At 69.1% G+C, this 25,717-nt stretch carries 24 protein-coding genes and 1 pseudogene; 15 read left to right on the top strand and 10 right to left on the bottom strand.

Annotated elements, in window-relative coordinates:
• Nucleotides 1-85: 85 nt before the first annotated feature.
• A pseudogene (locus CHB84_RS11820) lies at nt 86-256 on the top strand (integrase core domain-containing protein); the annotation flags it as partial.
• A 13-nt stretch (nt 257-269) separates the two neighbouring features.
• Here the strand turns inward: CHB84_RS11820 and CHB84_RS11815 are convergent.
• Nucleotides 270-1,844 carry an acyl-CoA synthetase gene (locus tag CHB84_RS11815; RefSeq protein ID WP_089301605.1) on the bottom strand — a complete coding sequence of 525 codons (1,575 nt, stop codon included), beginning with the start codon at nt 1,842-1,844 and terminating at the stop codon, nt 270-272.
• Nucleotides 1,845-2,005: 161 nt separating this feature from the next.
• Between CHB84_RS11815 and CHB84_RS11810 the strand changes: the two genes are divergently transcribed.
• The 3 genes from CHB84_RS11810 to CHB84_RS11800 are packed head-to-tail and all read left to right on the top strand — an operon-like array spanning nt 2,006 to nt 5,236.
• Nucleotides 2,006-2,998, top strand: a complete 993-nt coding sequence (locus CHB84_RS11810) for a Zn-ribbon domain-containing OB-fold protein (RefSeq protein WP_245818688.1) — start codon at nt 2,006-2,008, stop codon at nt 2,996-2,998.
• Between the two features lie 19 nt (nt 2,999-3,017).
• Complete coding sequence (locus tag CHB84_RS11805; protein ID WP_089301604.1) at nt 3,018-4,073, top strand: thiolase domain-containing protein; 1,056 nt, start codon at nt 3,018-3,020, stop codon at nt 4,071-4,073.
• Nucleotides 4,070-5,236 (top strand): thiolase domain-containing protein, encoded by a 1,167-nt coding sequence (locus tag CHB84_RS11800; RefSeq protein WP_089301603.1) that lies wholly within the window; start codon nt 4,070-4,072, stop codon nt 5,234-5,236. The genes CHB84_RS11805 and CHB84_RS11800 overlap by 4 nt, the downstream gene beginning before the upstream one ends.
• 91 nt (nt 5,237-5,327) lie before the next feature.
• Here the strand turns inward: CHB84_RS11800 and CHB84_RS11795 are convergent, their stop codons facing one another.
• Nucleotides 5,328-6,554, bottom strand: coding sequence for a cytochrome P450 (locus CHB84_RS11795; RefSeq protein WP_089301602.1), 1,227 nt, complete (start codon nt 6,552-6,554; stop codon nt 5,328-5,330).
• Nucleotides 6,555-6,816: 262 nt separating this feature from the next.
• On the opposite strand from CHB84_RS11795, the gene CHB84_RS11790 reads away from it, so the two are divergent.
• Nucleotides 6,817-7,977, top strand: coding sequence for a steroid 3-ketoacyl-CoA thiolase (locus tag CHB84_RS11790; protein ID WP_089301601.1), 1,161 nt, complete (start codon nt 6,817-6,819; stop codon nt 7,975-7,977).
• 103 nt (nt 7,978-8,080) lie between these two features.
• On the opposite strand, the gene CHB84_RS11785 is transcribed toward CHB84_RS11790, so the two are convergent.
• Nucleotides 8,081-8,986 carry an SDR family oxidoreductase gene (locus CHB84_RS11785; RefSeq protein WP_089301600.1) on the bottom strand — a complete coding sequence of 302 codons (906 nt, stop codon included), beginning with the start codon at nt 8,984-8,986 and terminating at the stop codon, nt 8,081-8,083.
• Between the two features lie 9 nt (nt 8,987-8,995).
• Nucleotides 8,996-9,796: an SDR family oxidoreductase gene (locus CHB84_RS11780; RefSeq protein ID WP_176439915.1), complete on the bottom strand. Its 801-nt coding sequence runs from the start codon at nt 9,794-9,796 to the stop codon at nt 8,996-8,998.
• 119 nt (nt 9,797-9,915) lie between these two features.
• Between CHB84_RS11780 and CHB84_RS11775 the strand changes: the two genes are divergently transcribed.
• The 5 genes from CHB84_RS11775 to CHB84_RS11755 all read left to right on the top strand — a co-directional run bounded on the left by CHB84_RS11775 (nt 9,916) and on the right by CHB84_RS11755 (nt 13,833).
• The gene (locus CHB84_RS11775; protein ID WP_089301599.1) at nt 9,916-10,686 is read left to right on the top strand and encodes an enoyl-CoA hydratase family protein; all 771 of its coding nucleotides are present in this window, start codon (nt 9,916-9,918) and stop codon (nt 10,684-10,686) included.
• Nucleotides 10,683-11,552: a CoA transferase subunit A gene (locus CHB84_RS11770; RefSeq protein WP_089301598.1), complete on the top strand. Its 870-nt coding sequence runs from the start codon at nt 10,683-10,685 to the stop codon at nt 11,550-11,552. Before CHB84_RS11775 ends, CHB84_RS11770 begins: the two co-directional genes overlap by 4 nt.
• On the top strand, nt 11,549-12,295 hold the full coding sequence (locus tag CHB84_RS11765; protein ID WP_089301597.1) for a CoA-transferase subunit beta: 747 nt from the start codon (nt 11,549-11,551) through the stop codon (nt 12,293-12,295). The genes CHB84_RS11770 and CHB84_RS11765 overlap by 4 nt, the downstream gene beginning before the upstream one ends.
• Entirely contained in the window at nt 12,292-13,368 is a 1,077-nt protein-coding gene (locus tag CHB84_RS11760) for an NAD(P)H-dependent flavin oxidoreductase (protein WP_176439914.1), read from the top strand. Before CHB84_RS11765 ends, CHB84_RS11760 begins: the two co-directional genes overlap by 4 nt.
• Nucleotides 13,369-13,479: 111 nt before the next feature.
• Nucleotides 13,480-13,833, top strand: coding sequence for an MmcQ/YjbR family DNA-binding protein (locus CHB84_RS11755; RefSeq protein ID WP_089301596.1), 354 nt, complete (start codon nt 13,480-13,482; stop codon nt 13,831-13,833).
• A 79-nt stretch (nt 13,834-13,912) separates the two neighbouring features.
• On the opposite strand, the gene CHB84_RS11750 is transcribed toward CHB84_RS11755, so the two are convergent.
• From CHB84_RS11750 to CHB84_RS11735, 4 genes are all read right to left on the bottom strand, one after another.
• Complete coding sequence (locus CHB84_RS11750; protein WP_089301595.1) at nt 13,913-15,061, bottom strand: acetyl-CoA C-acetyltransferase; 1,149 nt, start codon at nt 15,059-15,061, stop codon at nt 13,913-13,915.
• A gap of 12 nt (nt 15,062-15,073) precedes the next feature.
• The gene (locus CHB84_RS11745) at nt 15,074-15,721 is read right to left on the bottom strand and encodes a TetR/AcrR family transcriptional regulator (protein ID WP_089301636.1); all 648 of its coding nucleotides are present in this window, start codon (nt 15,719-15,721) and stop codon (nt 15,074-15,076) included.
• Nucleotides 15,722-15,741: 20 nt separating this feature from the next.
• A complete protein-coding gene (locus CHB84_RS11740; protein WP_089301594.1) occupies nt 15,742-16,524 on the bottom strand; it encodes an SDR family oxidoreductase in 783 nt (260 codons plus the stop codon).
• A 297-nt stretch (nt 16,525-16,821) separates the two neighbouring features.
• Complete coding sequence (locus CHB84_RS11735) at nt 16,822-17,994, bottom strand: acyl-CoA dehydrogenase family protein (RefSeq protein ID WP_089301593.1); 1,173 nt, start codon at nt 17,992-17,994, stop codon at nt 16,822-16,824.
• A gap of 81 nt (nt 17,995-18,075) precedes the next feature.
• Between CHB84_RS11735 and CHB84_RS11730 the strand changes: the two genes are divergently transcribed.
• Genes CHB84_RS11730 through CHB84_RS11710 form a run of 5 tightly spaced genes read left to right on the top strand, consistent with a single transcriptional unit; the run spans nt 18,076 to nt 23,889 of the window.
• A complete protein-coding gene (locus CHB84_RS11730) occupies nt 18,076-19,734 on the top strand; it encodes a FadD3 family acyl-CoA ligase (RefSeq protein ID WP_089301592.1) in 1,659 nt (552 codons plus the stop codon).
• On the top strand, nt 19,731-20,588 hold the full coding sequence (locus tag CHB84_RS11725) for an enoyl-CoA hydratase (protein WP_089301591.1): 858 nt from the start codon (nt 19,731-19,733) through the stop codon (nt 20,586-20,588). The genes CHB84_RS11730 and CHB84_RS11725 overlap by 4 nt, the downstream gene beginning before the upstream one ends.
• A gap of 3 nt (nt 20,589-20,591) precedes the next feature.
• Nucleotides 20,592-21,776 (top strand): acyl-CoA dehydrogenase family protein, encoded by a 1,185-nt coding sequence (locus CHB84_RS11720; RefSeq protein WP_089301590.1) that lies wholly within the window; start codon nt 20,592-20,594, stop codon nt 21,774-21,776.
• Complete coding sequence (locus CHB84_RS11715; protein ID WP_089301589.1) at nt 21,773-22,789, top strand: acyl-CoA dehydrogenase family protein; 1,017 nt, start codon at nt 21,773-21,775, stop codon at nt 22,787-22,789. Before CHB84_RS11720 ends, CHB84_RS11715 begins: the two co-directional genes overlap by 4 nt.
• A complete protein-coding gene (locus CHB84_RS11710) occupies nt 22,789-23,889 on the top strand; it encodes an acyl-CoA dehydrogenase family protein (protein ID WP_089301588.1) in 1,101 nt (366 codons plus the stop codon). The genes CHB84_RS11715 and CHB84_RS11710 overlap by 1 nt, the downstream gene beginning before the upstream one ends.
• 53 nt (nt 23,890-23,942) lie before the next feature.
• On the opposite strand, the gene CHB84_RS11705 is transcribed toward CHB84_RS11710, so the two are convergent.
• Together CHB84_RS11705 and CHB84_RS11700 are read right to left on the bottom strand one after the other, a co-directional pair.
• Nucleotides 23,943-24,677, bottom strand: a complete 735-nt coding sequence (locus CHB84_RS11705; protein WP_089301587.1) for a S1 family peptidase — start codon at nt 24,675-24,677, stop codon at nt 23,943-23,945.
• A 244-nt stretch (nt 24,678-24,921) separates the two neighbouring features.
• On the bottom strand, nt 24,922-25,473 hold the full coding sequence (locus tag CHB84_RS11700) for a DinB family protein (RefSeq protein ID WP_089301635.1): 552 nt from the start codon (nt 25,471-25,473) through the stop codon (nt 24,922-24,924).
• Nucleotides 25,474-25,717 lie beyond the last annotated feature (244 nt).

The following is a 25,717-nucleotide window of genomic DNA, read 5'->3' as shown; positions in this document are numbered from 1 at the left end:
GAGATCTACGCCAACCTGCCGAAGCCAACCGCAGACCAGCCACGGCTGACACGCGTTCAAGATGCGGCTTGACGAACATAGGAGCATCGAACGCTTCAACCGCACCCTGCAGACCGAGTGGGCCTACCGGCGCGTGTTCACCTCAAACGACGACCGCGCAGCCGCGCTTGCACCCTGGCTCGAGCACTACAACACTGAACGACGCCACTCAGCCCTCGGAGGCCTACCACCACTCAATCGCCTGGCACCAACGTGACGGCCGAGTACAGCTAGATGGCGCTCTCGCGGTCCTGCCAGTACGGGTCGCGGAGCCTGCGCTTGTACAGCTTGCCGTTCGGGTCGCGCGGGAGCTCGTCGACGTAGTCGACACTGCGGGGGAGCTTGAACTTGGCGAGTCTGCCCCGCGCGTGCTCCAGCAGCTCCTCGGTCAGCGCGTCCCCCGCCGACACGCCGTCGGCGGGCTGTACGACGGCCTTGATCTCCTCTCCCCAGTCGTCGTTGGGGACGCCGAAGACAGCGACATCGGCGACCTTCGGGTGCATGACGAGCTCTCCCTCGATCTCGGCGGGGTAGATGTTCACCCCGCCGGAGATGATCATGTCGCTCTTGCGGTCGCACAGGTACAGGTAGCCGTCCTCGTCGAGGTAGCCGACATCGCCGAGCGTGAACATGTCGCCGACCTTGGACTTCTCCGTCTTCTGCTTGTCCTTGTGGTACTCGAACGACGAGGAGCCCATGCGCATGTACACCGTGCCCACCTCGCCCGCGGGCAGCTCGTTGGCGTCGTCATCGAGGATCTTGACCGTCGAACCGGGCCACGGCCTGCCCACCGACCCCGGCTTGCGGAGCCATTCCTCCCCGCTGATGGCGGTGCCGCCACCCTCGGTCGCCGCGTAGTACTCGGTGACCACCGGCCCCCACCAGTCGAGCATCTGCTGCTTGACCTCCCGCGGGCACGGCGCGGCCCCGTGGATCACGTTGCGCAGCGAGGACACGTCGTAACGCAGGCGCACCTCCTCCGGCAGCGCGAGCAGGCGCACGAACTGGGTGGGCACCACATGGCTGTGCGTGACCCTGCGCTCCTCGATCAGCCGGAGCATCTCCTCGGGTTCCCACTTGTCCATCAACACGGCGGTGTGCCCGAGGTGGATGGAGATGGACACGAAGTTCAGCACCGCGGTGTGGTACATAGGCGAGCCGCACAGGTGCACGTGGTCGTCGAACGGTTCCAGCCCGAAGATGCCGAAGAACCACCGCCCGGCCATAGGGGCCTCGTGCGGATCCTCCCCGGTCAGCGGCCTGCGGACGCCCTTGGGTTTGCCGGTGGTACCCGAGGTGTACAGCATCGGCGAGCCCGCCGTGCGCTCCTCGGGTGCGGTGTCGGGCTGGCCGTGGCCCAGCTCGGAGACCGGCCGGAATCCCGGTATGTCGCCGACGGCGAACCGTGCCGACGCCGGCAGGCCCGCCTCGTCCGCGGCGGCCACGGCCGACTCGGCGAACCTCTCGTGCGCGAGGAACGCCTTCGCCCCGGAGTCCGAGATCAGGTACGCGATCTCGCTGCCGACCAGGTGCCAGTTGACGACGACCACGTAGAGGCCGCTCTGCATCGCCGCGAAATAGCCCGCGAGCAGGTCCACGCCGTTGGGTTGCAGGAGCACGATGGCATCGCCGGTCTCGAGGCCGAGCGCGCGGAGGCCGTGCGCGTACCGGTTGGCCGCGGCTACGAGCTCGCCATAGGTGAAGTCACCCCGCTCGGGGTCGACGACGGCGATGCGGTCGGGCTGCTCGTCGGCGATACGCCACAAGCCCGGGCTCGCATTCTGCGTCGCTGGTTCGGCCGTCATGATTGCACTCCGCTCCGCGTCGAACGTCCATACATCGGTTCAGCAGACAATCTAGAACGTGTTCTACGTTTGAGCAAGCCAAGCGGGGCGACTCACTACGGGTCAGTACCTACGCGCGCCCACCACTTGCTCCCATTTCGAGAACATGTTTCACTCTGAGTGTGATCACAGAAGAGACTCCACTGCACGCACCGCTGGAGATCGGGTTCGACTACACCCGCTCGCTCGGGCCCGTTCTCGCGCACTTCATGACCCAACTCGCCAACCGGCGCATCACCGGCATCCGCGGCTCGGACGGCCGCGTGCATGTCCCGCCGGTCGAGTACGACCCCCACACGGCCGAGGCGCTGACCGAGTTCGTCGATGTCTCCGACGTCGGCACCGTACGCACCTGGTCCTGGGTGTCCCACCCGGTCGAGGGCCAACCCATCCAGCGCCCGTTCGCCTGGGCCCTGATCACCCTGGACGGGGCGGACACCGCGCTGCTGCACGCCGTCGACGTGGACTCCACCGAACAGATCCACACCGGTATGCGCGTGCGCGTCCGCTGGGCGGACGAACCCGTCGGGCACATCACCGACATCGCCTACTTCGTGCCCGCCGACGCGGGCGAGGAGCGTGGCGACGCCCCGACACCACCGCGTCCGCCTGCGACCGAGCGCGCCGAGGACGGCACGGTCAGAACCGTGATCACACCGATCCAGCTGGACTACACCCACTCGGTCTCACCGGAGGAGAGCCGGTACCTGCGCGCGCTGGCCGAGGGCCGCATGCTCGGGCAACGGTGCCCGGAGTGCGAGAAGGTCTACATCCCACCGCGTGGCGCCTGCCCGACCGACGGGGTACCGACCACCACCGAGGTGGAGCTGCCCGACACCGGCATCGTCACGACGTTCTGCATCGTCAACGTCCCGTTCCTGGGGCAGCGCATCCAACCCCCGTACGTCACGGCCTACATCCTGCTCGACGGCGCGGACATCCCGTTCCTGCATCTCGTGCTCGGCTGCGAGGCCGACGAGGTCCGGATGGGCATGCGCGTGCGCGCCGCCTGGAAGCCACGCGAGGAGTGGGAGACGTCCCTGCAGAACGTCTCCCACTTCGAGCCGACAGGGGAGCCGGACGCCCCGTACGACTCGTACGCCCACCATCTCTAGCCCACCCGGAGAAACGATCATGAGCAACGTCGCCGTCGTGGGGTTCGCGCAAGCACCCAACGTGCGCAACACGCAGGGTACGACGAACGGGGTCGAGATGCTCGTCCCCACCCTGGCCGAGGCCTTCGAGCAGACCGGCCTGTCCAAGTCGGACATCGGGTTCTGGTGTTCCGGATCCTCCGACTACCTGGCAGGCCGGGCATTCTCGTTCATCTCGGCCGTCGACGCCATCGGCGCCTTCCCCCCGATCAACGAGTCCCACGTCGAGATGGACGCCGCCTGGGCGCTGTACGAGGCATGGGTGAAGATCCTCACCGGCGAGGTCGACACCGCACTGGTGTACGGCTTCGGCAAGTCCTCGGCAGGCACCCTGCGCCGTGTACTGTCGCTGCAGCTCGATCCCTACGTCGCCGGTCCGCTGTGGCCGGACTCGATCAGCATCGCAGGGCTGCAGGCGCGTTTGGGCCTGGAGTCCGGCCGGTGGACCGAGGAGGCCATGGCCGAGGTCGCCGCGCGTAGCCTCGCCGACGCCACCACGAACGACCGCGCGCAGCGTTCCGGCGATGCCGAGGTCGCCGAGCTGCTCGCCAACCCTGTGGTGGCCGATCCGCTGCGCGCGCACGACATCGCCCCCGTCACCGACGGGGCGTCGGTGGTCGTGCTCGCCGCCGAGGAACGCGCCCGCGAGATCGTCGACCGCCCGGCGGTGATCACCGGGTTCGAGCACCGGATTGACTCGCCGTCGCTCGGCTCGAGGGACCTGACCGACTCCCCGTCCACGCGCGCGGCGGCCGCGGCCGCGGGCATCGACGGCGTCGAGCTCGCCGAGCTGCACGCGCCGTTCACCCACCAGGAGCTGATCCTGCGCGAAGCGCTCGGGCTGGACTCCGGCGTCCGCGTCAACCCCTCCGGCGGTGCGCTGGCCGCGAACCCGATGTTCGCCGCCGGCCTCACCCGGATCGGCGAGGCCGCCAAGCAGATCATCGACGGCACGGCAGGCAAGGTCCTCGCGCACGCCACGAGCGGGCCGGCGCTGCAGCAGAACCTTGTCACGGTATTGGAGGGCATCCGATGACCAAGCAGCGAGCAGCCGTACTCGGCACGGGACAGACCCACCACACCACCAAGCGCACCGACGTGTCGATGCCGGGCCTGCTGCGGGAGGCCGTCGACCGCGCGATGCGCGACGCCCGGGTCGAATGGTCCGACATCGACGCGGTCGTGCTGGGCAAGGCACCGGACCTGTTCGAGGGTGTCATGATGCCGGAGCTGTTCCTCGCGGACGCGCTCGGCGCGAACGGCAAGCCGCTGCTGCGGGTGCACACGGCGGGTTCCGTCGGCGGGTCCACCGCTCTCGTGGCTGCCAGTCTCGTACAGTCCGGGGTGCACCGCCGGGTGCTGACCGTGGCCTACGAGAAGCAGTCCGAGTCCAACGCGATGTGGGCGCTGTCCATCGCCCCGCCGTTCTCCATGCCGGTCGGCGCGGGTGCGGGGGGCTACTTCGCCCCGCACGTGCGGTCCTACATCCGGCGCACCGACGCCCCCGACCACATCGGGGCCCTCGTGGCGGTGAAGGACCGGCGCAACGGCGCCCTCAACCCTTACGCCCACCTGCGGCAGGAGGACATCACCTTCGATTCCGTTCGCGCCTCGCAGATGCTGTGGGACCCGATCCGCTACGACGAGACCTGCCCGTCCTCGGACGGGGCGTGCGCGATGGTGCTGGGTGACGAGGCGGCCGGCGATGCGGTCGACGGCGGCGCGGCGTGGGTGCACGGCACCGCGATGCGTACCGAGCCGACCACGTTCGCAGGCAGGGACCAGGTGAACCCCCAGGCAGGCAAGGACGCCGCGGCCGCCCTCTGGAAGGCGGCGGGCATCACCGATCCCCTCTCCGAGATCGACGTCGCCGAGCTGTACGTGCCGTTCTCCTGGTTCGAGCCGATGTGGCTGGAGAACCTGGGATTCACCGAGGAGGGCTCTGGCTGGAAGCTCACCGAGTCGGGTGCGACGGCGCTGGACGGCACGTTGCCGGTGAACCCGTCAGGGGGCGTGCTCTGTACCAACCCCATCGGCGCGTCCGGCATGCTGCGCTGCGCGGAGGCTGCCAAGCAGGTCATGGGGCGTGCCGGTGACTACCAGGTCGACGGCGCCCGCAAGGCCGTCGGTCACGCCTACGGTGGCGGTTCCCAGTACTTCGCGATGTGGCTCGTCGGGGCGGACAAGCCGGTGGGCTGAATGACGCCTTCACTCCACACGGAACGCTGAATGACGCTTTCAGTCCACGTAATGGACTGAAAGCGTCATTCAGCGTGTACCAGCGTGTACGTTACGAGTAGGCGACCTGGTAGTGCTTGATGCCGTTGAGCCAGCCGGAGCGTAGCCGGACGGGCTCGGAGACCTCCCGGATGTCGGGCATCTCGTCCGCGATCGCGTTGAACATCAGATCGATCTCCAGGCGGGCGAGGTTGGCACCGAGGCAGTAGTGCGTCCCCGTCCCACCGAAGCCGACATGCGGGTTCGGGTCACGCATGATGTCGAACTTCATGGGCTCGTCGAAGGCGTCCTCGTCGAAGTTGGCCGAGCTGTAGAACATGCCGACGCGCTGGCCCGCCTTGATCTGCTGGCCCCCGAGCTCGGTGTCGGCGGTGGCTGTGCGCTGGAAGACCATCACCGGTGTCGCCCAGCGGACGATCTCGTCGGCAGCCGTCTTCGGGCGCTGCTCCTTGAACAGCTCCCACTGCTCCGGATGCTCCAGGAAAGCCTTCATCCCGTGCGTGATCGCGTTGCGAGTCGTCTCGTTGCCCGCGACGGCAAGCAGGATGACGAAGAAGCCGAACTCGTCCTGATCGAGCGACTCGCCGTCGATATCGGCGTTGACCAGCTTGGTCACGATGTCGTCGACCGGGCACTCCTGGCGTTCGGCGGACATGTTCGCCGCGTAACTCAGGATCTCGGTGGAGGCGTTGACCGGATCGATCTCGTACTCGGGGTCGTCGTAGCTGATCATCTCGTTGGACCACTCGAAGATCTTGCCCCGATCCTCCTGGGGCACCCCGAGCAACTCGGCGATGGCCTGCAGCGGCAGCTCGCAGGCGACCTGCTCGACGAAGTCACCGCTGCCCTGCTTCTTCGCTTCCTGCACGATCGCGCGCGCCCGGTTGTTGAGGGCCTCCCGGAGGCTCTCCACGGCCCGCGGGGTGAACCCCTTCGACACGATCCGGCGTGCCTTGGTGTGCTGCGGCGGATCCATGTTGACCATCATGGCGCGCTGCAGCTCGATCTCCTCGCGCGAGATGTCGCCGTTGAACCGGATCACCGCGGTGTTCTCCCACGAGGAGAACAGCTCCGGATTCTTGGAGATCTGTTTGACGTCCTCCAGCTTGGTCACGACCCAGTAGCCGCCGTCGTCGAAACCGCTCACGCCCGCCGGCTGGGGATTCCACCACACCGGCGCTGCGCGCCGCAGCTCGGCGAACTCCTCGAGGGGTATCCGCTGGGTGTACAGGTCGGGGTCGGTGAAGTCGAAGCTCGCGGGTATCGACGGAGTTGCCACGGCTACCTCCTACGGGGTCGCGCTGCACCTGAAGCAGCCCATACTCAGCATGAATGGAACACGTTCTACCACGATTGAAGCACATGCACCCGGCAAAGTGAAGACGTGGAGTGAAACCTGTTAACTCGGCCAAGATCGCCTGCCATCACCCCCGCCAGAGCGGCTCGACAGCAGCCTCGCCAGGGGGTGTGGCCGCCCGGTATTGCCGAAAGAAAGAACATGTTCTAGTTTTGAGGGTAGTCGACATTCCGGGAGGAAACCTGTGGGTAATCCAATGATCGTCGGAGCGGTCCGCACGCCGATCGGCAAGCGCGGCGGATGGCTGGCCGGCCTGCATCCCGCCGAGCTCCTCGGCGCGGCCCAGCGCGCGCTCCTCGACCGCACCGGGATCGACCCGGCCCACGTCGAGCAGGTCATCGGCGGTGCCGTTACCCAGGCCGGGGAGCAAGCCGGCAACACCACCCGCACCGCGTGGCTGCACAACGGCCTTCCCGAGGCGTGCGGGGCCACCACGATCGACGCCCAGTGCGGCTCGGCGCAACAGGCCACCCACCTGGTCGCCGGACTGATCGCCACGGACGCCATCGACGTGGGCATCGCCTGCGGCGTGGAAGCGATGAGCAGGGTGCCGCTCGGCGCCAACCGCGGTACCGGTGTCGGCCATCCGCGGCCCGACTCGTGGGCCATCGACATGCCCGACCAGTTCACCGCCGCCGAGCGCATCGCCGAACGCCGGGGGATCACCAGGGACGACATCGACGAGTTCGGGGCGAACTCGCAGCTCAAGGCGGGTGCCGCGTGGTCGCGCGGGCTCTTCGAAGCCGAGGTCGGCCCGGTCAAGGCACCGGTGCTCGCCGACGGCGAGCCCACGGGTGAGACGCAGGTGGTATCCCGCGACCAGGGACTCCGCGAGACCAGCAAGGAGTCGCTCGCGCAGCTCAACCCGGTCCTCGACGGCGGCGTGCACACGGCGGGGACCTCGTCGCAGGTCTCCGACGGCGCGTCCGCGGTGCTGCTCATGGACTCCGACAAGGCGCGTGCGCTGGGCATCGCCCCGAGGGCGCGCATCGTCTCGCAGGCCCTGATCGGTGCAGAGCCGTACTACCACCTGGACGGCCCGATCGCGGCGACGGAACGGGTCCTCGACCGTGCCGGCATGACTATCGGCGACCCGGACCTGTTCGAGATCAACGAAGCGTTCGCCTCGGTGGTGCTGTCCTGGCAGCGCGTGCACCAGCCGGATCCGGCCAGGGTCAACGTCAACGGCGGTGCCATCGCCCTGGGCCACCCGGTCGGCAGCACCGGCACCCGCCTGATCACCACCGCGCTGCACGAGCTGGAGCGCACCGGCAAGGCCACCGCCCTGATCTCCATGTGCGCAGGCGGGGCCATGTCCACAGCCACCATCATCGAACGCGTGTAATGTGCTGAATGACGCTTTCGCTCCATGAGGAAGGCTGAATGACGCTTTCAGTCCGTCCAGCGGACTGAAAGCGTCATTCAGCACGACCCGGCACGAGGGCGGGTCAGGTGCCGTAGACGGGTTCCGGGTCCGTTCCTTCGGCGATGAGCTCGGCCACGACGGGGCCGAGCTCGGCAGGCTCCCAGCGAGCGCCCTTGTCCCGCGCCGGGCCGTGGTTCCATCCCTCGGCCAACGACACGGTACTGCCCTCCACCTCGAAGACACGCCCTGTGACGCCGCCCGACTCACCGCTGCCGAGCCAGACGACCAGCGGGGAGATGTTCTCCGCGGCCATCGCGTCGAACCCGGCCTCGGGCGCGGCCATGTCGTCCGCGAACGCCTGCTCGGTCATGCGCGTGCGGGCGGACGGGGCGATCGCGTTCACCGTCACCCCGTACCGGGCGAACTCGGCCGCGGCAACGATCGTCAGCCCGCAGATCCCCGCCTTGGCCGCGGAGTAGTTGCCCTGACCGATGCTGCCGAGCAACCCGGCCCCGGAACTGGTGTTGATGATCCGGGCATCCGGCTGCCTGCCGGCCTTGCTCTCCGCCCGCCAGTGCGCCGCAGCGTGCCGCATCGTGGCGAAATGCCCTTTCAGGTGCACCCGGATCACCGCGTCCCAGTCCTGCTCGTCCAGGTTGACCAACATCCGGTCGCGCAGGAACCCCGCGTTGTTCACCAGCACGTCGAGCCGCCCGTAGGTGTCCAGCGCGGTGGAGATGAGGTTGCTCGCCCCCTGCCAGTCCGCCACATCGTCGGTGTTGGCCACCGCCTTGCCGCCCAGCGCCTCGATCTCGTCGACGACCTGCTGCGCGGGACCGACGGACTCCCCTTGCCCGTCGAGCGCCACGCCCACGTCGTTGACGACCACCGCGGCGCCTTCCCTCGCGAACGCCAGCGCGTGCGCCCGTCCGATTCCCCGGCCGGCACCCGTCACGATGGCGACCCTGCCGTCGGTGATTCCGCTCATGCTCACTCCTCAGTGTGCTTGTTGCTGCTTGTCGGCTACGTGGGCCGTCGCCGCGTCGAGAAATGCCGGGCGTTCCCCGCCCCCGTGTACGGCCAGCGTCGCGCCGCTGACATACGACGCCAGTGGCGAGGCCAGGAATGCGGCGCACTGCCCGATCTCCTCCGGCTCGGCCAGGCGTCCCAACGGGACGGTCGCTCCCACCGCGGCGACCCCGTCGGAGTCCCCGTAGTGCAGCTCGGCCTGCTCGGTGCGCACCATCCCGACGTCGAGCGCGTTCACCCGTACCCTCGGCGCCCACTCGACGGCCAGGCTGGCTGTCAGGTTGTCGAGTCCAGCCTTGGCCGCCCCGTAAGCCGCCGTACCGGGTGACGGGCGTGTGCCGCTGACGCTGCTGATGTTGACGATCACGCCGCCGGTGTCCTGGTCGTCCATAGCGGCGTGCGCGCGCTGCGCGGCGCGTAACGGAGCCAGCAGGTTCAGCTCGACGACCTTGTCGTGGAACCGTGTCGATGCCGTTGCCGCCTCCGCGAAGGGGGAACCTCCGGCGTTGTTGACCAGCACGTCCAACCGCCCGTAGCGCTCCACAACCGCGGTGACGAGCTGGTCGATCTGCTCGGGATCGCGGACATCGCAGCTGCGGAAGTCCGCGCTCGCGCCGTCGGCGGTGATCGGCTGCTCCGGAACGGAGCGCGCGCAGGTCACCACGGTCGCTCCCGCCCGGAGGAACGTCCGCACGATGCCGGCGCCCACTCCGCGGGCACCGCCCGTCACCAGCGTTACAGCTCCCTCCAGGCCCAACGACAGCGCCATCGGCCCGCCTCCTCGTGTGTCGTGCTCCGGCCGACTACGGGCTATCCCGATCGGCATGACCCTGATAACGTACCAAGCAAGTGTTAGGTTTGGTAGGTGTGGACAGGCCGGAGGCTGATATGTCGTCACCCGTAAGCGTCGTCGAGGCGGAACCGCATGTGCGGGTCGTCACGGTGCACGCGCCACCGGTGAACGCCCTGACTGTGCAGGGCTGGTTCGATCTCGCAGAGGAGATCACGGCTGCCGGCAGGGATCCCGGCTGCCACGTCGTCGTGCTGCGCGCCGAAGGCCGCGGGTTCAACGCAGGCGTGGACATCAAGGAGGTCCAGGCGAGCGACGGCTACTCGGCTCTCATCGGCGCCAACCACGGTTGTGCGGCCGCGTTCTCGGCCGTCTACGACTGCGCGGTACCCGTCATCGCCTCCGTGCACGGGCACTGCCTCGGTGGCGGTATCGGGCTGGTCGGCAATGCCGACGTCATAGTGGCCTCCGAGGATGCCACGTTCGGACTACCCGAAGTGGACAGAGGGGCGCTCGGGGCGGCGACCCACCTCGCCAGGCTCGTGCCCCAGCATCTGATGCGCACGCTCTACTTCACGGCGAGCACAGTCACGTCACAGCAGCTGCACCACTTCGGGTCCGTGTTCCGGGTCGCGCCGCGAGCCGAGCTCGACGAGACCGCGATGGAAGTGGCACGCGACATCGCCGCGAAGGACACGCGAGTGATCCGGAAGGCCAAGGAAGCCATCAACGGCATCGACCCCCAGCAGGTCCACCACAGCTACCGCTTCGAGCAGGGATTCACCTTCGAGCTCAACCTGGCGGGCGTCTCCGACTCCGCTCGCGAGGAGTTCCTCGGCTCGGCACACTCCAACCAGGAGCAGGGATGATTGACAAACGCATGACCGCGGACGAGGTGGTCTCCGAACTCCGCGACGGGATGACCATCGGCATCGGGGGGTGGGGCTCGCGCCGCAAGCCGATGGCACTGGTCAGGGCGATACTACGCTCGAACCTCCGCGACCTCACTGTGGTCTCCTACGGCGGGCCCGACGTCGGCCTGCTCGCCTCGGCAGGCAAGATCCGCAGGCTCGTCTTCGGATTCGTCACACTCGACTCGATCCCGTTCGACCCGCATTTCGCCGCGGCCCGGCAGGACGGGCGGATCGAGGTAGCCGAGTACGACGAGGGCATGTTCCACGCCGGGTTGAGCGCGGCGGTGAAACGCCTGCCGTTCCTGCCGATCCGCGCGGGCCTCGGATCCGATGTGGTCACGGTGAACCCCGAGCTGCGCACCGTGCGGTCGCCGTACTCCGACGGCGAGGAACTGCTCGCCGTTCCCCCGCTACGGCTGGACGCCGCGCTCGTGCACCTCAACAGGGCGGACATGCGCGGCAACGCGCAGTACCTCGGACCGGACCCGTACTTCGACGACGACTTCGCTCTCGCAGCGGACCGGTGTTTCGTCAGTACGGAGCGGGTCGTGGACACCTCCGAGCTCACCGCGGAAGGGCCGGTGCAGTCGCTGCTGCTGAGCCGCTCCGCCGTCACCGGCGTGGTACAGACCCCGCACGGGGCGCACTTCACCTCGGCCGCCCCCGACTACGGCCGCGACGAGAGCTTCCAGCGCCACTACGCCGCCTCCGCCAAGGATCCGGAGGAATGGCCCCGCTTCGTCGACAGGTTCCTCTCCGGGGACGAGGAGCGTTACCAGGCCGAGGTCACCAGGTTCACCAGCGAGGAGGCCGCCGTATGAGCGAGGCGACACGCGCCGAGATCGCGATCGTAGCCTGTGCGGAACTGTTCCGGGGCGACGGGGAGATCGTGGCGAGCCCGATGGGGCTCGTGCCTGCCATCGGGGCTCGGCTGGCTCGCATGACCTTCGAACCCGGCCTGCTGATGACCGACGGGGAGGCTTACCTCGTCACGGGCACACCGGGAGAGGCCACCACGATCGAGGGGTGGCAGCCGTTCAGGAAGATGCTCGACACGGTCGTGCCGAACGGTAAGCGGCACGTGGTCATGGGCACCAACCAGATCGACAGGTTCGGCAACCAGAACATCTCGGCGATCGGCCCGCACTCCCGGCCCGACCGCCAGCTGCTCGGTGTGCGGGGCGCGCCGGGCAACACCGTCAACCACCGCACGAGCTACTGGATACCCAAACACAGCACGCGCGTGTTCACCCCGGAGGTGGATGTGGTCTCCGGGGTGGGCTACGACCGGGCGTCCGCGGGCGGCCCGGCAGCGTCCCGGTATCACGACCTGCACCGCGTGGTCACCAACCTCGGCGTCTGCGACTTCGACACCCCGACGCGCAGCATGCGGCTCGCCTCGGTGCATCCCGGCGTCACCGTGGACGAGGTCGTCGACAACACGTCGTTCGAGCTGGACACCTCGGCGGTGACGGAGACGCGGCTGCCCACCGACGAGGAGCTCCGCCTGATCCGTGACGTGCTCGACCCCGATGCCACGCGAGACAAGGAAGTGCGCGCATGACGACGGGGCCACGACTGCGCACCGCGCTGACCGAGCTGGTCGGCATCGACCACCCGGTCGTGCAGACCGGTATGGGCTGGGTCGCAGGCCCGCGGCTGGTCTCGGCCACGGCCAGGGCAGGCGGCCTCGGGATCCTGGCATCGGCGACCATGAGCTACGACGAGCTCGCCGCGGCGATCAGCGAGGTCAAGCAGCGCACCGACGCCCCGTTCGGGGTGAACCTGCGGGCCGACGCCGAGGACGCCCAGCAGCGGATCGAGCTGCTCATCTCGGAGGGCGTGCGGGTGGCTTCCTTCGCGCTGGCCCCGCGCAAGGAGATGATCGCCCAGCTCAAGGAGGCCGGGGTCGTGGTCGTCCCCTCGGTCGGGGCCGCGCGGCACGCCGCGAAGGTCGAGTCGTGGGGAGCCGACGCGGTGATCGTCCAGGGCGGCGAGGGAGGCGGGCACACCGGTGATGTGGCGACCACGCTGCTGCTGCCGTCCGTGCTCGACGCCGTGGACATCCCGGTCGTGGCCGCGGGCGGGTTCTACGACGGCCGCGGGCTCGCCGCGGCGCTGTCCTACGGCGCGGCCGGGGTCGCCATGGGAACGCGATTCCTGCTGACCAAGGAAAGCACCGTGCCGGACGACGTGAAGCGCGCGTACCTCGAACGTGGGCTCGCCGACACGGTGGTCACGCGGAAGGTGGACGGCATGCCGCATCGCGTGCTGCGCACCGAGCTGGTGTCCACACTCGAACGCACCGGCCGTCTGCGGGGGCTCGTGCACGCCGCACGCAACACGGTGCGGTTCCGCAAGATGACCGGCGTGTCGTGGCGCGCGCTGATCAGCGAAGGGCTCGCGATGAAACGCGGCGGCGAGCGTAGCTGGTCACAGCTGATGATGGCGGCGAACACCCCGATGTTGCTGCGTGCCGGTCTTGTCGAGGGCAACACCGGCGCCGGGGTACTCGCCTCCGGTCAGGTGGTCGGCATGCTCGACGACCTACCAACCGTCGCCGAGCTGATCGACGACATCGTCGAGCATGCCGAACGCCGCCTGGATGAGCTGAACAAGCTCCGCACGAGCGCCTGACACCTCGACCAGGCTCGCGGGCGCCGGACGCGGCGGCACGGTCCGCACCGGCGCACGCGGCGGGACCGGCGCCGTGCCGACGATCCCGACGCACCGCCGTATCCTCGCGGTATGGTCACTCCTGACGAGCTCGCCTCGCTGTGCCGCGCCTTCCCGGGTGCGCGTGAGGAGTTCCCGTTCGACGACAAGCACTCGGTGTTCAAGGTCGGCGGGAAGATCTTCGCCATCACCGCGCTGGACGGCGACCCCCTCGAGGTCAGCCTCAAGTGCGAACCGGCCCTGGCCGAGCAGCTCCGGATCTCCTACCCCGCCGTCCGGCCCGGCTACCACCTGAACAAGCGGCACTGGAACACCGTCACCATCGACGGCTCGGTCCCGGACCGGCTGCTGCGCGACATGATCGAGGACTCCTACGACCTCGTGGTCCACTCGCTGCCGAAAGCACGGCGCCCGACCCCGCACTGAGGTGTGCTGAATGACGCTTTCACTCCGCCTCGTGGAATGAAAGCGTCATTCAACCCTCCATGTGGAGTGAAAGCGTCATTCAGCGTTCGATGATGGTGACGTTGGCCGTGCCGCCGCCCTCGCACATCGTCTGCAGACCGAAGCGGCCGCCACGGCGTTCCAGCTCGTGCAGCATCGTGGCGAACAGCTTCGTGCCCGTCGCCCCGATCGGGTGCCCCAGCGCGATGGCGCCACCGTTGACGTTCACCCTGTCCGGCTCGGCACCGGTCTCGGCCATCCACGCGAGCACGACACTGGCGAACGCCTCGTTCACCTCGAACACGTCGATGTCGGAGACCGACAGGCCCGCCTTCTGCAACGCCCGCTGCGTGGCAGGGATAGGTCCCGTGAGCATCCACACCGGATCCGCGGCGGCCACCGAGATGTGCCGGACCCGTGCCCGCACCGGCAGCCCGTGCTCCGTGGCGAACCGCTCGGAGGTGATCAGCGCGGCACTGGCCGCGTCGCTGATCTGGCTCGCGGTCGCCGCGGTGATCCGCGACCCCTCGCTCAGCGGTTCCAGCGCGGCCATCTTCTCCAGCGAGGTCCCCTTCCTGGGACACTCGTCCACCGTGACGTCGCCGTAGGGAAGCAGCTCGGCGTCGAACCGGCCTGCGTCGATCGCGGCGAGCGCGCGCTCGTGGCTGGCGAGAGCGAAGCGCTCCATGGCCTCGCGCGACAGGTCCCACTTCTCCGCGATCATGTCGGCACTGCGGAACTGGGACACCTCGGCGTCACCGTAGCGCGCCCGCCATCCCTGTGAACCGGAGAACGGGTCGTCGAACCCGTACTGCTGGCCCGCGAGCATGGCCGCGCTGATCGGGATCTGGCTCATGTTCTGCACACCGGCCGCGACCACAGCATCGGCCGTGCCGGACAGCACCGCCTGCGCGGCGAAGTGCACAGCCTGCTGGCCGGAACCGCACTGGCGGTCCACCGTCACGCCCGGCACGTGCTCGGGAAGTCCCGCTGCCAGCCACGACGTGCGCGCGATGTTGCCTGCCTGCGAACCGAGGGTGTCGGTGCACCCCATCACGACGTCATCGACAAGCTCGGCGTCCACCCCGGTCCGCTCCACGAGGCCGGCGAGCACGTGCGCGCCGAGATCGGCGGAATGCGCCGCACTCAAGCCACCACCACGCTTGCCACCCGGCGTCCGCACCGCGTCGACGATCACTGCATCGGTCACGACAACCACTCCTTAACCGGCACTCTTCCTCACGGGCCGCCTGCCGCGGCGCGCGGCGATCCCGTCCAGCACGATCCCCAGATACTCGTCGGCGATGTCCTCGGCGGACAGCGACCCGGCGGGTTTGTACCAGTGCACGGCCACCCACACCGTGTCCCGGATGAACCGGTACGTCAGCTCCACATCCAGGTCGGCCCGGAACGCCCCGGTACGAACACCTTCGGCGAGGATGGAGGTCCACAACTCGTGGAACTCGGCATTGCGCTCGGCGAGGTAGGCGAAGCGGGGGAACTGCACAAGGTACTTGGCCTCGTTCTGGAAGATCGCCACCTCGTCGTGGTGGTTGTGCACGGCCTCGAACGACGTCGCCACCACGGCCTCGAGGGTCTTCCTCGGCCCCAGCTCCCGCGCGACGATCTCCCGGTACGTGCCGAACAGCTCGTCGAGGAACGAACGCAGGATCTCGTCTGCCATCGACTCCTTGGAATCGAAATGGTGATACAAGCTCCCCGAGAGGATCCCGGCTTCCTCGGCGATGTCCCGCACCGTCGTGGACTTGAAACCGCGCTCGGCGAACAGTGTGCCGGCGAGGGCGAGCAACTCCGCCCTGCGGCTCGAGCTGCCGCTGCCCGAATCGGCCGTCTGCTTGGTACTGCTCATCTGGTCCTCACAGATCACGGTCAGGGATGCTGGCTGCTCACCGAAACCACCTCGCCGGTGAGGTAGGAGGCGTAGTCGCTGGCAAGGAACACCATTACATTCGCCACCTCCCACGGTCGCGCCGCCCTGCCGAAGACCTCCCGCTGCTCGAGCTCCCCGAGCAGCTCCTCACCCGCGACCTTCGCCAGGAACGGATGCGTCGCCAGGCTCGGTGCCACCGCGTTGACACGGATACCGTGTTCGGCGACGTCCACCGCGGCGCACCGGGTCAGACCCATCACGCCCGCCTTCGCCGCCGCGTAGTGGGACTGCTCCGCCTGCGCGCGCCAGCCGACGACCGAGGAGTTGTTCACCACGGCACCACCCCCGCCCTGGGCGATGAACTGGCGCAGTGCGGCCCGTGTGGCGCGGAACGTCCCGTCCAGCGTGATGTCGAGGACGCGGGACCACTCCTCGTCGGTCATATCCACAATGGATGTCGAGCCGCCGAGCCCGGCATTGTTGATCATCACGTCGATCCGGCCGAAGCGCTCCACCGCCCCGGAGATGAGGGTGTCGACCTGCTCGGTGTCGGTGACGTCGCAGGCAGTGGCATGCACCCGGTCACCGTGCTCCGTGGCCAGCTCGTCGAGCTTCTCGGCCAGCCGCCGCTCGTGCCAGTCACTGATGACGACACTGGCGCCTTCCTCGAGGCAGCGAGCCGCGACGGCGGAACCGATTCCGGTACCCGCCGCTGCCGTCACCACGACGACCTTGCCCGCGAGCAGATCCTTACCGTGCGGATACGGCGGGATGGTGGTCACTGGCGTACCTCCTGAACTGTCGGTTCCCTGCGTCCCCCTGCCGATTCCAGCCACGCTCCGCTCCTCGCCCCACTACGATGCTCACGTGGCTTTCATCTCCACCCCAGCCCGGTCGATTCCAGCCACGCTCCGCTCCTCGCCCCACTACGATGCTCACGTGGCTTTCATCTCCACCCCAGCCCGGTCGATTCCAGCCACGCTCCGCTCCTCGCCCCACTACGATGCTCACGTGGCTTTCATCTCCACCCCAGCCCGGTCGATTCCAGCCACGCTCCGCTCCTCGCCCCACTACGATGCTCACGTGGCTTTCATCTCCCTTGGTAAGCCCAGTACGCGTTCCGCGATGACGTTCCGCTGAACCTCGTTCGAACCGCCGTATATGGTGTCGGCCCTGCTGAACAGGTACAGCCGCTGCCACTCGTCCAGGTCGTAGGGCTCGCCGCGGGTGACGAGCGAGGCCGCCCCGCGCACCCGCATGGCCAGCTCGCCGAGCGCGCGATGCCAGTTGGCCCACAGCAGCTTCGAGACCTCGGCCGTACCGGTCCGCGCGTCCCCGAGGGTGCGCAGCGCGTGCGCCCGCATGACGTCGAGCTCCACCCAGGCGCGCGCGAGATCCGCCCGGACAGCCGGATCCTCGACAGCGCCGTTCCCGCGCGCCAGCTCCGTCAGCTCGGCAAGCTCGCGCCGGAACCCGATCTGCTGCCCGAGGGTGGCGACCCCCCGCTCGAACGCGAGCGTGCCCATGGCGACGCGCCACCCCTGACCCTCCTCCCCGACGAGCATGTCCACCGGCGTGCGCGCGCGATCGAAGAAGACCTCGTTGAACTCCGAGGTCCCGGTGAGCTGGTTGATCGGGCGCACATCGACACCCGGCTGGTCCATCGGCACGAGCAGGTAGCTCAGCCCGGCATGCCGGCGCGACCCCGGCTCCGTCCTGGCGAGCACGAAACACCAGTCCGCGACGTGCGCCAGCGACGTCCACACCTTCTGGCCTGTGACGACCCACTCGTCCCCATCCCGGGTGGCCGTGGTGGACACCGCGGCGAGATCGGACCCCGCGCCGGGTTCCGAGTACCCCTGGCACCACAGCTCCTCCACGTCGCGGATCGGGGGAAGGAACCGCTCCTGCTGCTCGGCCGTGCCGTACGCGACCAGCGTCGGGCCGAGCAGCTCCTGCCCGAGGTGACTCACCTTCCCCGGCGCCTGCGCACGCGCGTACTCCTCGTGGAAGATGACCTGCTTGTCCAGCGAGAGGCCTGCGCCGCCGTGCTCGACCGGCCAGCTCAGGCAGGTCCACCCCGCCCGGGCGAGGTGTTTCTCCCAGCTGACGCGCTCGTCGAAGGCCTCGTGCTCCCTGCCGGGGCCACCGAGACCACGCAGCCCCGCGAACCGCCCGGAGAGGTTGTCCTCGAGCCAGTCCCGGACCCGAGCACGGAACTGCTCGTTCGACTCGACTCCGTGCTCACCCACGGGACCCTCCCTACGACTCTGGCCAAACCGGCGGAAGCTACGTACGCTAGACTACCAAGCACTTGCTAGGGAGGTGAAGAGGTGAGTTCGCCCGACGACACGAGGTCGGCCACGATCCCAGACGCACTCGTCACGGCAGCGCACCGGTTCGGTGACCGGGAGGCGGTTGTCGACGGCGACACCCGCTTGACCTACAACGAGCTGCACCAGCGGGTACGCGACTGCGCGCGGCTGTTCATCGCCAACGGTATCCGGGAAGGCGACCGGGTGGCTGTCTGCTCACCGAACACCCACCACTGGGTGGAGGCAGCGCTCGGCGCCCTGTACGCGGGGGCCACCCTCGTCCCGATCAACACCCGTTTCACCGGCGCGGAGATCCTCGACATCGTCCGGCGCAGCGAGGCGACCGCGTTGGTCATCGCGGGACCGTTCCTCGGCACGGACCGGCTGGCCGCGCTGCGCGAGGCGGCGGCGCACGACGGCGAGACGGGCTCCCCTGCGGACCGCCCGGTGCCCGGTATCCCGACGCTGCGCACCGTGCTGCGCGTCCCGCTCGGCGAGGGCCTCCCGGAGGACCCGGCCGTGCTGGACTGGGCGGACATCCCCGGGTACGCGGTTCGCGTCGGCAGCGGCGAGCTGGATACGCGCCTGACCCACGCCAACCCGGAGGAGCCGAGCGACATCCTGTTCACGTCCGGCACGACGGGCCGCAGCAAGGGAGCCATGAGCTCGCACGCCCAGTCGCTCGGCGTCGCCGAGGCCTGGGCGCAGCTCGGCGGGCTCACCGAACGGGACCGCTACCTGGTGATCAACCCGTTCTTCCACAGCTTCGGCTACAAGGCGGGCATCCTCGTGGCGATCCTGCGCGGCGCCACGATGATCCCGCACACCACCTTCGATGCCGAAGCGGCGTTCGCCGCGATCGAGTCGGAACGGGTCACCGTCCTTCCCGGAGCGCCCACGATCTACCAGGTGATGCTGGACCATCCCAAGCGAGGTGACTTCGACCTCTCCAGCCTCCGGCTCGCGGTGACGGGCGCCGCGACCGTTCCGGTGGTGCTCGTCGAGCGGATGCGTGACGAGCTCGGCTTCGACTGCGTACTCACCGCGTACGGGCTCACCGAGGCGGCGGTCGCCACCATGTGCCGCCCCTCGGACAAACCGGAGGTCATCGCCACCACCTGCGGCAAGGCCGCAGCGGGCTTCGAGGTCACCACGGTCGCCACGGACGGTTCCGGCGCCCCCACGCCACCCGGCGAGCCCGGCGAGGTCCTGCTGCGGGGGCCGAACGTGATGCTCGGGTACCTCGACGACCCGGAGGAGACGGCACGCGCGATCGACCCGGACGGGTGGCTGCACACCGGCGATGTCGGCGTGCTCGACAAGCACGGGTACCTGACGATCACCGACCGGATCAAGGACATGTACGTCTCCGGCGGGTTCAACGTCTACCCGGCCGAAGTGGAGCAGTCACTGGCCAGACTGGACGGCGTATCCGAGTCCGCGGTGATCGGTGTTCCCGACGACCGGCTCGGCGAGGTCGGCAAGGCCTACATCCTGCCGACGCCGGAACACGGTCTATCCGAAACGGACGTCATCGAGCACTGCAAGAAGCTGCTGGCGAACTACAAGGTGCCCCGCCACGTCGAGTTCGTCACCGAGTTCCCCCGCAACGCGACGGGCAAGGTTCTCAAGCGGGTCCTACGGGAGCAAGCGACGGCCACGAAGGAGCAGGCATGAGTACAACCGACGACGAGGTGGTCCGCTACGAGCGTCGCGGCAGGACCGCCGTCGTCACGATGAACCGTCCCGAGTACCGCAACGCCCAGAACTCCGCGATGACCTACGCGCTCGACGCGGCGTTCCAGCGAGCCGTGGACGACGACGAGGTCAAGGTCATCGTGCTTGCCGGGGAGGGCAAGCACTTCAGCGCCGGGCACGACATCGGCACTCCCGGCCGCGACGTGGATACGTCGTTCGACCGCACGGCGGTGCTGTGGTGGGACCATGTGGGCAAGGAAGGCGGCGACAAGCGCTTCGCCCGCGAGGCGGAGGTCTACCTCGGCATGTGCAGGCGCTGGCGGGAGATCCCCAAACCGACCATCGCCAGCGTGCAGGGTGCCTGCATCGCAGGCGCGCTGATGCTCGCCTGGACCTGCGACATGATCGTCGCCACGGAGGACGCGTTCTTCTCCGACCCGGTCGTACGGATGGGCATTCCGGGAGTCGAGTACTTCGCCCACCCGTGGGTCCTCGGCCCCCGCGCTGCCAAGGAGGTGCTGTTCACCGGGGAGCGCTTCAGCGCGGCCCAGGCCAAGGAGTGGGGCATGGTGAACCGGGTCGTGCCTGCCGACGAGCTCGAGTCACACACCCAGGCGCTCGCCGAGCAGATCGCCGAGATGCCGGGTTTCGGCCTCGCGCTCACCAAGAAGGCCGTCAACCAGGCAGAGGACCTGATGGGGATGCGCAGCGGTATGGACTCGGCGTTCGGGCTGCATCACTTCGCGCACGCGCACAACGCCGAGGTCCACGGCGGGGACTCGCTCGGCGGGCAGGATGCCAAGTCGATGGCCTCCGACAGGCGAAAGGAATAGCTAGTGGATCTCGAGTTCGACGAGGCCACCCTGGCGTTCCGCGAGCAGGTACGGGAATGGCTCGCCGCGAACGTCCCCGAGCGTCCGCTCGCGTCGTTCAACACCGCCCGTGGATTCGAGCAGCACCGCGCATGGGAGGCGAAGCTGGCCGACGCGGGCTACGCGGCCGTGGCGTGGCCCGCGGCCTACGGCGGCCGCGACGCCTCCCTGCTGGAGTGGCTGGTCTTCGAGGAGGAGTACTACGCGGCGGGTGCCCCGGCCAGGGTGAACCAGAACGGCATCTTCATGCTGGCGCCGACCCTGTTCTCGCACGGCACCGAGGAGCAGCGGGCGCGCATCCTCCCGGAGATGGCCCGCTCCGACCGCGTGTGGGCGCAGGCGTGGTCCGAGCCGGAGGCAGGCAGCGACATCGCAGCACTGCGCAGCACCGCTACCCGGACCGAAGGCGGCTGGCTGCTGTCCGGGCAGAAGACGTGGAGCTCGCGGGCAGCGTTCGCGGACTCCGCGTTCGGGTTGTTCCGCAGCGAGCCGGACAGCGAGCGGCACAAGGGCCTGACGTACCTGATGTTCGACCTGGACGCCGAGGGTGTGCAGGTCCGCCCGATCGCGCAGCTCGACGGAGAGTACGGGTTCGCGGAGATCTTCCTGGACAACGTCTTCGTCCCGGATTCCGACGTGATCGGCGAGCCGAATGACGGCTGGCGTGTCGCGATGACCACGGCCAACAACGAGCGCGGGCTCTCGCTACGCAGCCCCGGCAGGTTCCTCGCATCGGCCGAGCGGCTGGTCGACCTGTGGTGCCGCGAGGGCGACCCGGCCGACACCGCCCTCGGCGAACGGGTCGCCGACGCGTGGATCGGCGCTCGTGCCTACCAGCTGTACACGTTCAACACCGTCTCCCGGCTCGCCGAGGGCGGCGAGCTCGGTCCGGAGTCGAGTGTGAACAAGCTGTACTGGTCCCACCTGGATGTCGCGCTGCACGAGACGGCGCTCGACCTGCTCGGGCCGAGCGCCGAGCTGACCGGGGAGTCGGCTCCGGACGCGGGCCGGTGGAGCTCGGGGTACCTGTTCTCGCTGGCCGGGCCGATCTACGGCGGGACGGACCAGATCCAGCGGAACATCGTGGCCGAGCGCCTGCTCGGACTTCCCAGAGAGAGTACTGCGAGCAAGAACCGAGGTGCCACATGAGATTCGCGCTCTCCCGCGAGCAGCTTGACTTCTCCCGCAGCATCGGCGCGCTCCTCGCCGAGGCAGACACTCCCGGCGTGATACGCGCCTGGGGAAGCGGCAAGCACGAGACGGGCCTGGCACTGTGGCAGCGCCTTGCCGATCTCGGCGTCACCGCGCTCGCCGTCCCCGAGCGTCACGGCGGGCTCGGCGCGGACGCGGTGGACCTCGTGGTCGCGCTGGACGCTCTCGGGTACCACGCCGTTCCGGGGCCGGTCACCGAGTCGGTCGCGACCGTGCCGGCGCTGCTCGGCGAGTGCGGGGAGATCGACCAGGCCGCTTCGTGGCTTCCCGCGCTGGCCTCGGGGGCGAGCATCGCGACGCTGGCAGCGTCGCCGGAGGCCCCGTACGCGCTCGATGCCGATATCGCCGACATCCGGCTGTGCGTGTCCGAAGGCGTGCTCTACGAGTTCGACCGGCCATCGGACGCACCGCTGTCTTCTGTGGATGTTTCGCGCAGGTTGTTCGCGGTCGACTCGCTGCAACGGGATGAGGTCGCCGCGGTCATGCTCGCGATCCACCGGACCCTGCCGGTCGCCACGCTCGCCACCGCCGCCCAGCTACTCGGCGCGGGACGGCGGCTGCTCGAGGAGAGCGTGGACTACGCCAAGCAGAGGTTCCAGTACGGCAAGGCGATCGGGCAGTACCAGGCCATCAAGCACATGCTGGCCGATATCGCCACCCAGCTTGAGCTGGCCAGGCCGCTGCTGTTCGGCGCAGCGGTCGCCATCGACGCCGCGAGTCCGCACGCGAGCCGGGACGTCTCTGCCGCGCGCGTGGCCACAGCAGACGCCGCCTACCAGGCGGCGCGCGCCGCCCTTCAGGTACACGGCGCCATCGGGTACACCGCCGAGCACGACATCGGCCTGTGGCTGACCAGGGTTCGCGCGCTGACCTCGGCCTGGGGTACCCAGGCCACGCACAGGTCGAGGGTGCTCGGCGAGCTGGCCTCGAGCGCGGGACGGGCGAGCTGATGCCGGGCACGACCGACGAGCAGGAGGAGCTGGCACGGACCATCCGAAGTGTACTCGAACGTGAGCCGAGCCCGGATCGGCCCACGCCGCAGGCGGATCCGTCGCGGGGCTACGACGCCAAGCTCTGGTCGGTGCTGTGCGAGCAGGTCGGCGTGGCGGCCCTGGCTGTCCCGGAACGTTTCGACGGGGTCGGTGCCGGCGTGCGTGAGCTGCAGGTGGCCGCGGAGGAGCTCGGCAAGGACCTCATACCGAGCCCGCTGCTGGGCTCGGCGGCGCTGGCGGCCCGGGCCCTGCTGGAGTCGGGCGACGAGCAGGCCTGCGAGCGGCTCCTTCCCCGGCTCGCGACCGGCGAGGCACTCGCGACGCTCGCCTGGGCAGGCGCGGACGGGAGGTGGGACCCGGACGAACCCGCGTGCACCGCCCGGCCGGACGGGGAGCACCACACGCTGGACGGCACAGCGCACTACGTGCTCGACGGCGATCTCGCCGACATACTCGTGGTGGCGGCCGCGCACGCCGGCTCCGTCGCACTGTTCGAGGTGAACCCGGACCAGGATGCCGTCACCAGGGAACACACGCCTGCTATGGATCAGGAGCGCAGACTCGCGACCGTCTCCCTGCACGGGGCCCGCGGGATCCGGTTGTCCGGGGCCGACGGCGCAACGGCCCTGCGCCGCGCCCGCGACACCGCCTGCGCGGTGCTCGCTGCCGAGCAGGCGGGAGCCGCGGCGCGGGCGCTCGAGACGACCGTGGAGTACACAAAGAACCGGGTCCAGTTCGGCAGGCCGATCGGGAGCTTCCAGGCGTTGAAGCACCGCATGGCGGACATGCACGTGCTGGTCGAGACCGCGCGCTCGGCGAGCTACGCCGCAGGCGAGGCGTTCGACGCGGGCAGCGCGGATGCCGAGGAGGCCGTGCTCGCCGCCACCGTGCACTGCTCGGACGCGCTGTCGACAGTGGCCTCCGAGATGATCCAGCTGCACGGCGGGATCGCCATCACCTGGGAGCACGACGCGCACCGGTACTTCAAGCGCGCGCACTCCTCGGCGCAGCTGTTCGGTCAGCCGCACGAACATCTGGAACGGCTGCTACGTGTGTGACGGCCGCCCCTCGGGCGACCGTCACACACGCGGGTTGTTCACACGCGGGTTTCTCACACGCCGGAGACCGACCTGATCCAGTCGCGGTACTCGATCACGCTGGTGTAGGCGGTACGCGAGCGCCGGTCGCTCGTGGACGCCACACCGACCTGGACGTCGTCGTTGAACATGGGACCGCCGGAGTCGCCGCCTGCGGGGATCCCGTCGCCTCGCTGGGCGCAGATCGCCGTGCCCCACCCCGCATCCCGGCAACGGGTGGACGTGACGTCGACGTCGGCGTACTTGAGGTACCGGGACTGGCACTCCCGCTCGGGCCGGTCGGTGCAGGTCGCGCCCCAGCCGTAGACCTGTGCCGTGTCGCCGACACGCACATCACCGGACGACTCGGCCAGCTCGGCGTACGCCGTGTCGACCGGCCGATCCAGCTCGACGAGCGCCAGGTCCGCAAAGTAATGCGTGTGGATGTCGACGCCCGTGGCCATCGTGCCGCCGGAATGCTGGTCCGTGCTGCCGATACGGAAGGTGTGCTCGCCCCGGACGACGCAGTGGTCGGCGGTCAGGATCCAGGTCGGCGCGATGATCGACGCGCTGCACCGCTCGTCGCCGTCGACGAACATTCGTGCGGCCCACGGCGCCTCGTCGGCATAACCACCATCGATGATCAACGGTTCCGCCCCGGCGGGTGCTGTCTCCGGGGCCGATGCCGAGGCCGCGGCCGTTATGGGGCCCGCGGCGAGAAGGGCGAGGCTCGCCGCGGTAGCGACGAGAGCCGGCCAGATTTTTCTCATCGGTATCACTCGCTCCTGTGGCGTTGCGCCACGATCGGCAGACAAGGTACCGAGCAAGCTTCACTCGTTCGAGTGGGTATCAACTACCGTCGAAGGTCGGCACATGGCACCACGATGGGCGGGTATTCCGCCGTACATCCGCGCCGTAACGCGCCATGCCGGGCCGGCAGGTGGGAGCCGAAGGTGACATCCGGCTCCTTCTAAGAACCCGATGTCACCTTCGGCTCCCACCCCGGGCTGTGGGTCATCCCGCCTGGCTGCGGATGTCCTCGCGGTGGTGGACCATCTCGTGCAGGGTGTGCATGGCCAGCCACCGCAGCGTCCGCGGGCGGCTGTCCGGCCAGTTGTAGTTCAGGGTGCGTAGCCAGTCCTGTGGCCCGAGCCTGGCGAGCACGCCCGTGAACAGGCGGGCGAACTCGGTGAGCTGGCGTGCCACGTCGACCGGGTCCTGCTCGGCGTAGCCGTCGTGCTCGACCCGTTCCTCGCGGCCCATCCGCTCGACGTCGGGGCAGTCCACCGCGCGGGCACGCAACGCCCGCTCCCGCTGCACGACGAGGACATCGCGCATGTGACACGCGTACTCCAACCGCGACCACGTACCAGGGTCGGGCCGCACGCGTAGCGCCGCCGCGTCCGTGCCCTCCAGCAGCGACACGACCTCGGCCACCGTCGCCACGATGCGTTCGCCTGCCTCGGCGAACGCCGTCTCGTCGTAGTCGGCCACCTGCTGGTCATCGGTCACCGCGGGCTCGGCGTCAGCCGAGATCACGAATCCGCAGCCTGCGCAGCGAGTCATGCCGATCATCCTAGGCGCGCGTACCACCCCGTGCCCATACAACGGGCGCGGAGCGGGGAGCCCAAGGTGACCTTGGCTCCATAGAAGGAGCCGAGTGTCACATTCGGCTCCCACCTGCCCGCGGCGTCGCGGCACACTACGATGAAGCGGGTCCGCGGCGGCGGGTTCCCCGGTGCCGCGCTGCCGGTGCCGCGCTGCCGGTCCCATGATGCCGGTGCTGCGCTGCCGGTCCCGCGATGCCAGC

The organism is Haloechinothrix alba (genome assembly GCF_900188115.1).
Lineage (GTDB): Bacteria > Actinomycetota > Actinomycetes > Mycobacteriales > Pseudonocardiaceae > Haloechinothrix > Haloechinothrix alba.
This window is presented reverse-complemented; position numbering and strand designations above follow the sequence as displayed.

Bases quoted from the DNA above. Each gene is read 5' to 3' on its own strand.
- CHB84_RS11715 (WP_089301589.1), top strand. From the start codon at position 21,773: ATGAGATTCGCGCTCTCCCGCGAGCAGCTTGACTTCTCCCGCAGCATC.
- CHB84_RS11710 (WP_089301588.1), top strand. From the start codon at position 22,789: ATGCCGGGCACGACCGACGAGCAGGAGGAGCTGGCACGGACCATCCGA.
- CHB84_RS11755 (WP_089301596.1), top strand. From the start codon at position 13,480: ATGGTCACTCCTGACGAGCTCGCCTCGCTGTGCCGCGCCTTCCCGGGT.
- CHB84_RS11725 (WP_089301591.1), top strand. From the start codon at position 19,731: ATGAGTACAACCGACGACGAGGTGGTCCGCTACGAGCGTCGCGGCAGG.
- CHB84_RS11780 (WP_176439915.1), bottom strand. From the start codon at position 9,796: ATGGCGCTGTCGTTGGGCCTGGAGGGAGCTGTAACGCTGGTGACGGGC.
- CHB84_RS11745 (WP_089301636.1), bottom strand. From the start codon at position 15,721: ATGAGCAGTACCAAGCAGACGGCCGATTCGGGCAGCGGCAGCTCGAGC.
- CHB84_RS11760 (WP_176439914.1), top strand. From the start codon at position 12,292: ATGACGACGGGGCCACGACTGCGCACCGCGCTGACCGAGCTGGTCGGC.
- CHB84_RS11705 (WP_089301587.1), bottom strand. From the start codon at position 24,677: ATGAGAAAAATCTGGCCGGCTCTCGTCGCTACCGCGGCGAGCCTCGCC.
- CHB84_RS11700 (WP_089301635.1), bottom strand. From the start codon at position 25,473: ATGACTCGCTGCGCAGGCTGCGGATTCGTGATCTCGGCTGACGCCGAG.
- CHB84_RS11775 (WP_089301599.1), top strand. From the start codon at position 9,916: ATGTCGTCACCCGTAAGCGTCGTCGAGGCGGAACCGCATGTGCGGGTC.
- CHB84_RS11805 (WP_089301604.1), top strand. From the start codon at position 3,018: ATGAGCAACGTCGCCGTCGTGGGGTTCGCGCAAGCACCCAACGTGCGC.
- CHB84_RS11800 (WP_089301603.1), top strand. From the start codon at position 4,070: ATGACCAAGCAGCGAGCAGCCGTACTCGGCACGGGACAGACCCACCAC.
- CHB84_RS11770 (WP_089301598.1), top strand. From the start codon at position 10,683: ATGATTGACAAACGCATGACCGCGGACGAGGTGGTCTCCGAACTCCGC.
- CHB84_RS11765 (WP_089301597.1), top strand. From the start codon at position 11,549: ATGAGCGAGGCGACACGCGCCGAGATCGCGATCGTAGCCTGTGCGGAA.
- CHB84_RS11785 (WP_089301600.1), bottom strand. From the start codon at position 8,986: ATGAGCGGAATCACCGACGGCAGGGTCGCCATCGTGACGGGTGCCGGC.
- CHB84_RS11815 (WP_089301605.1), bottom strand. From the start codon at position 1,844: ATGACGGCCGAACCAGCGACGCAGAATGCGAGCCCGGGCTTGTGGCGT.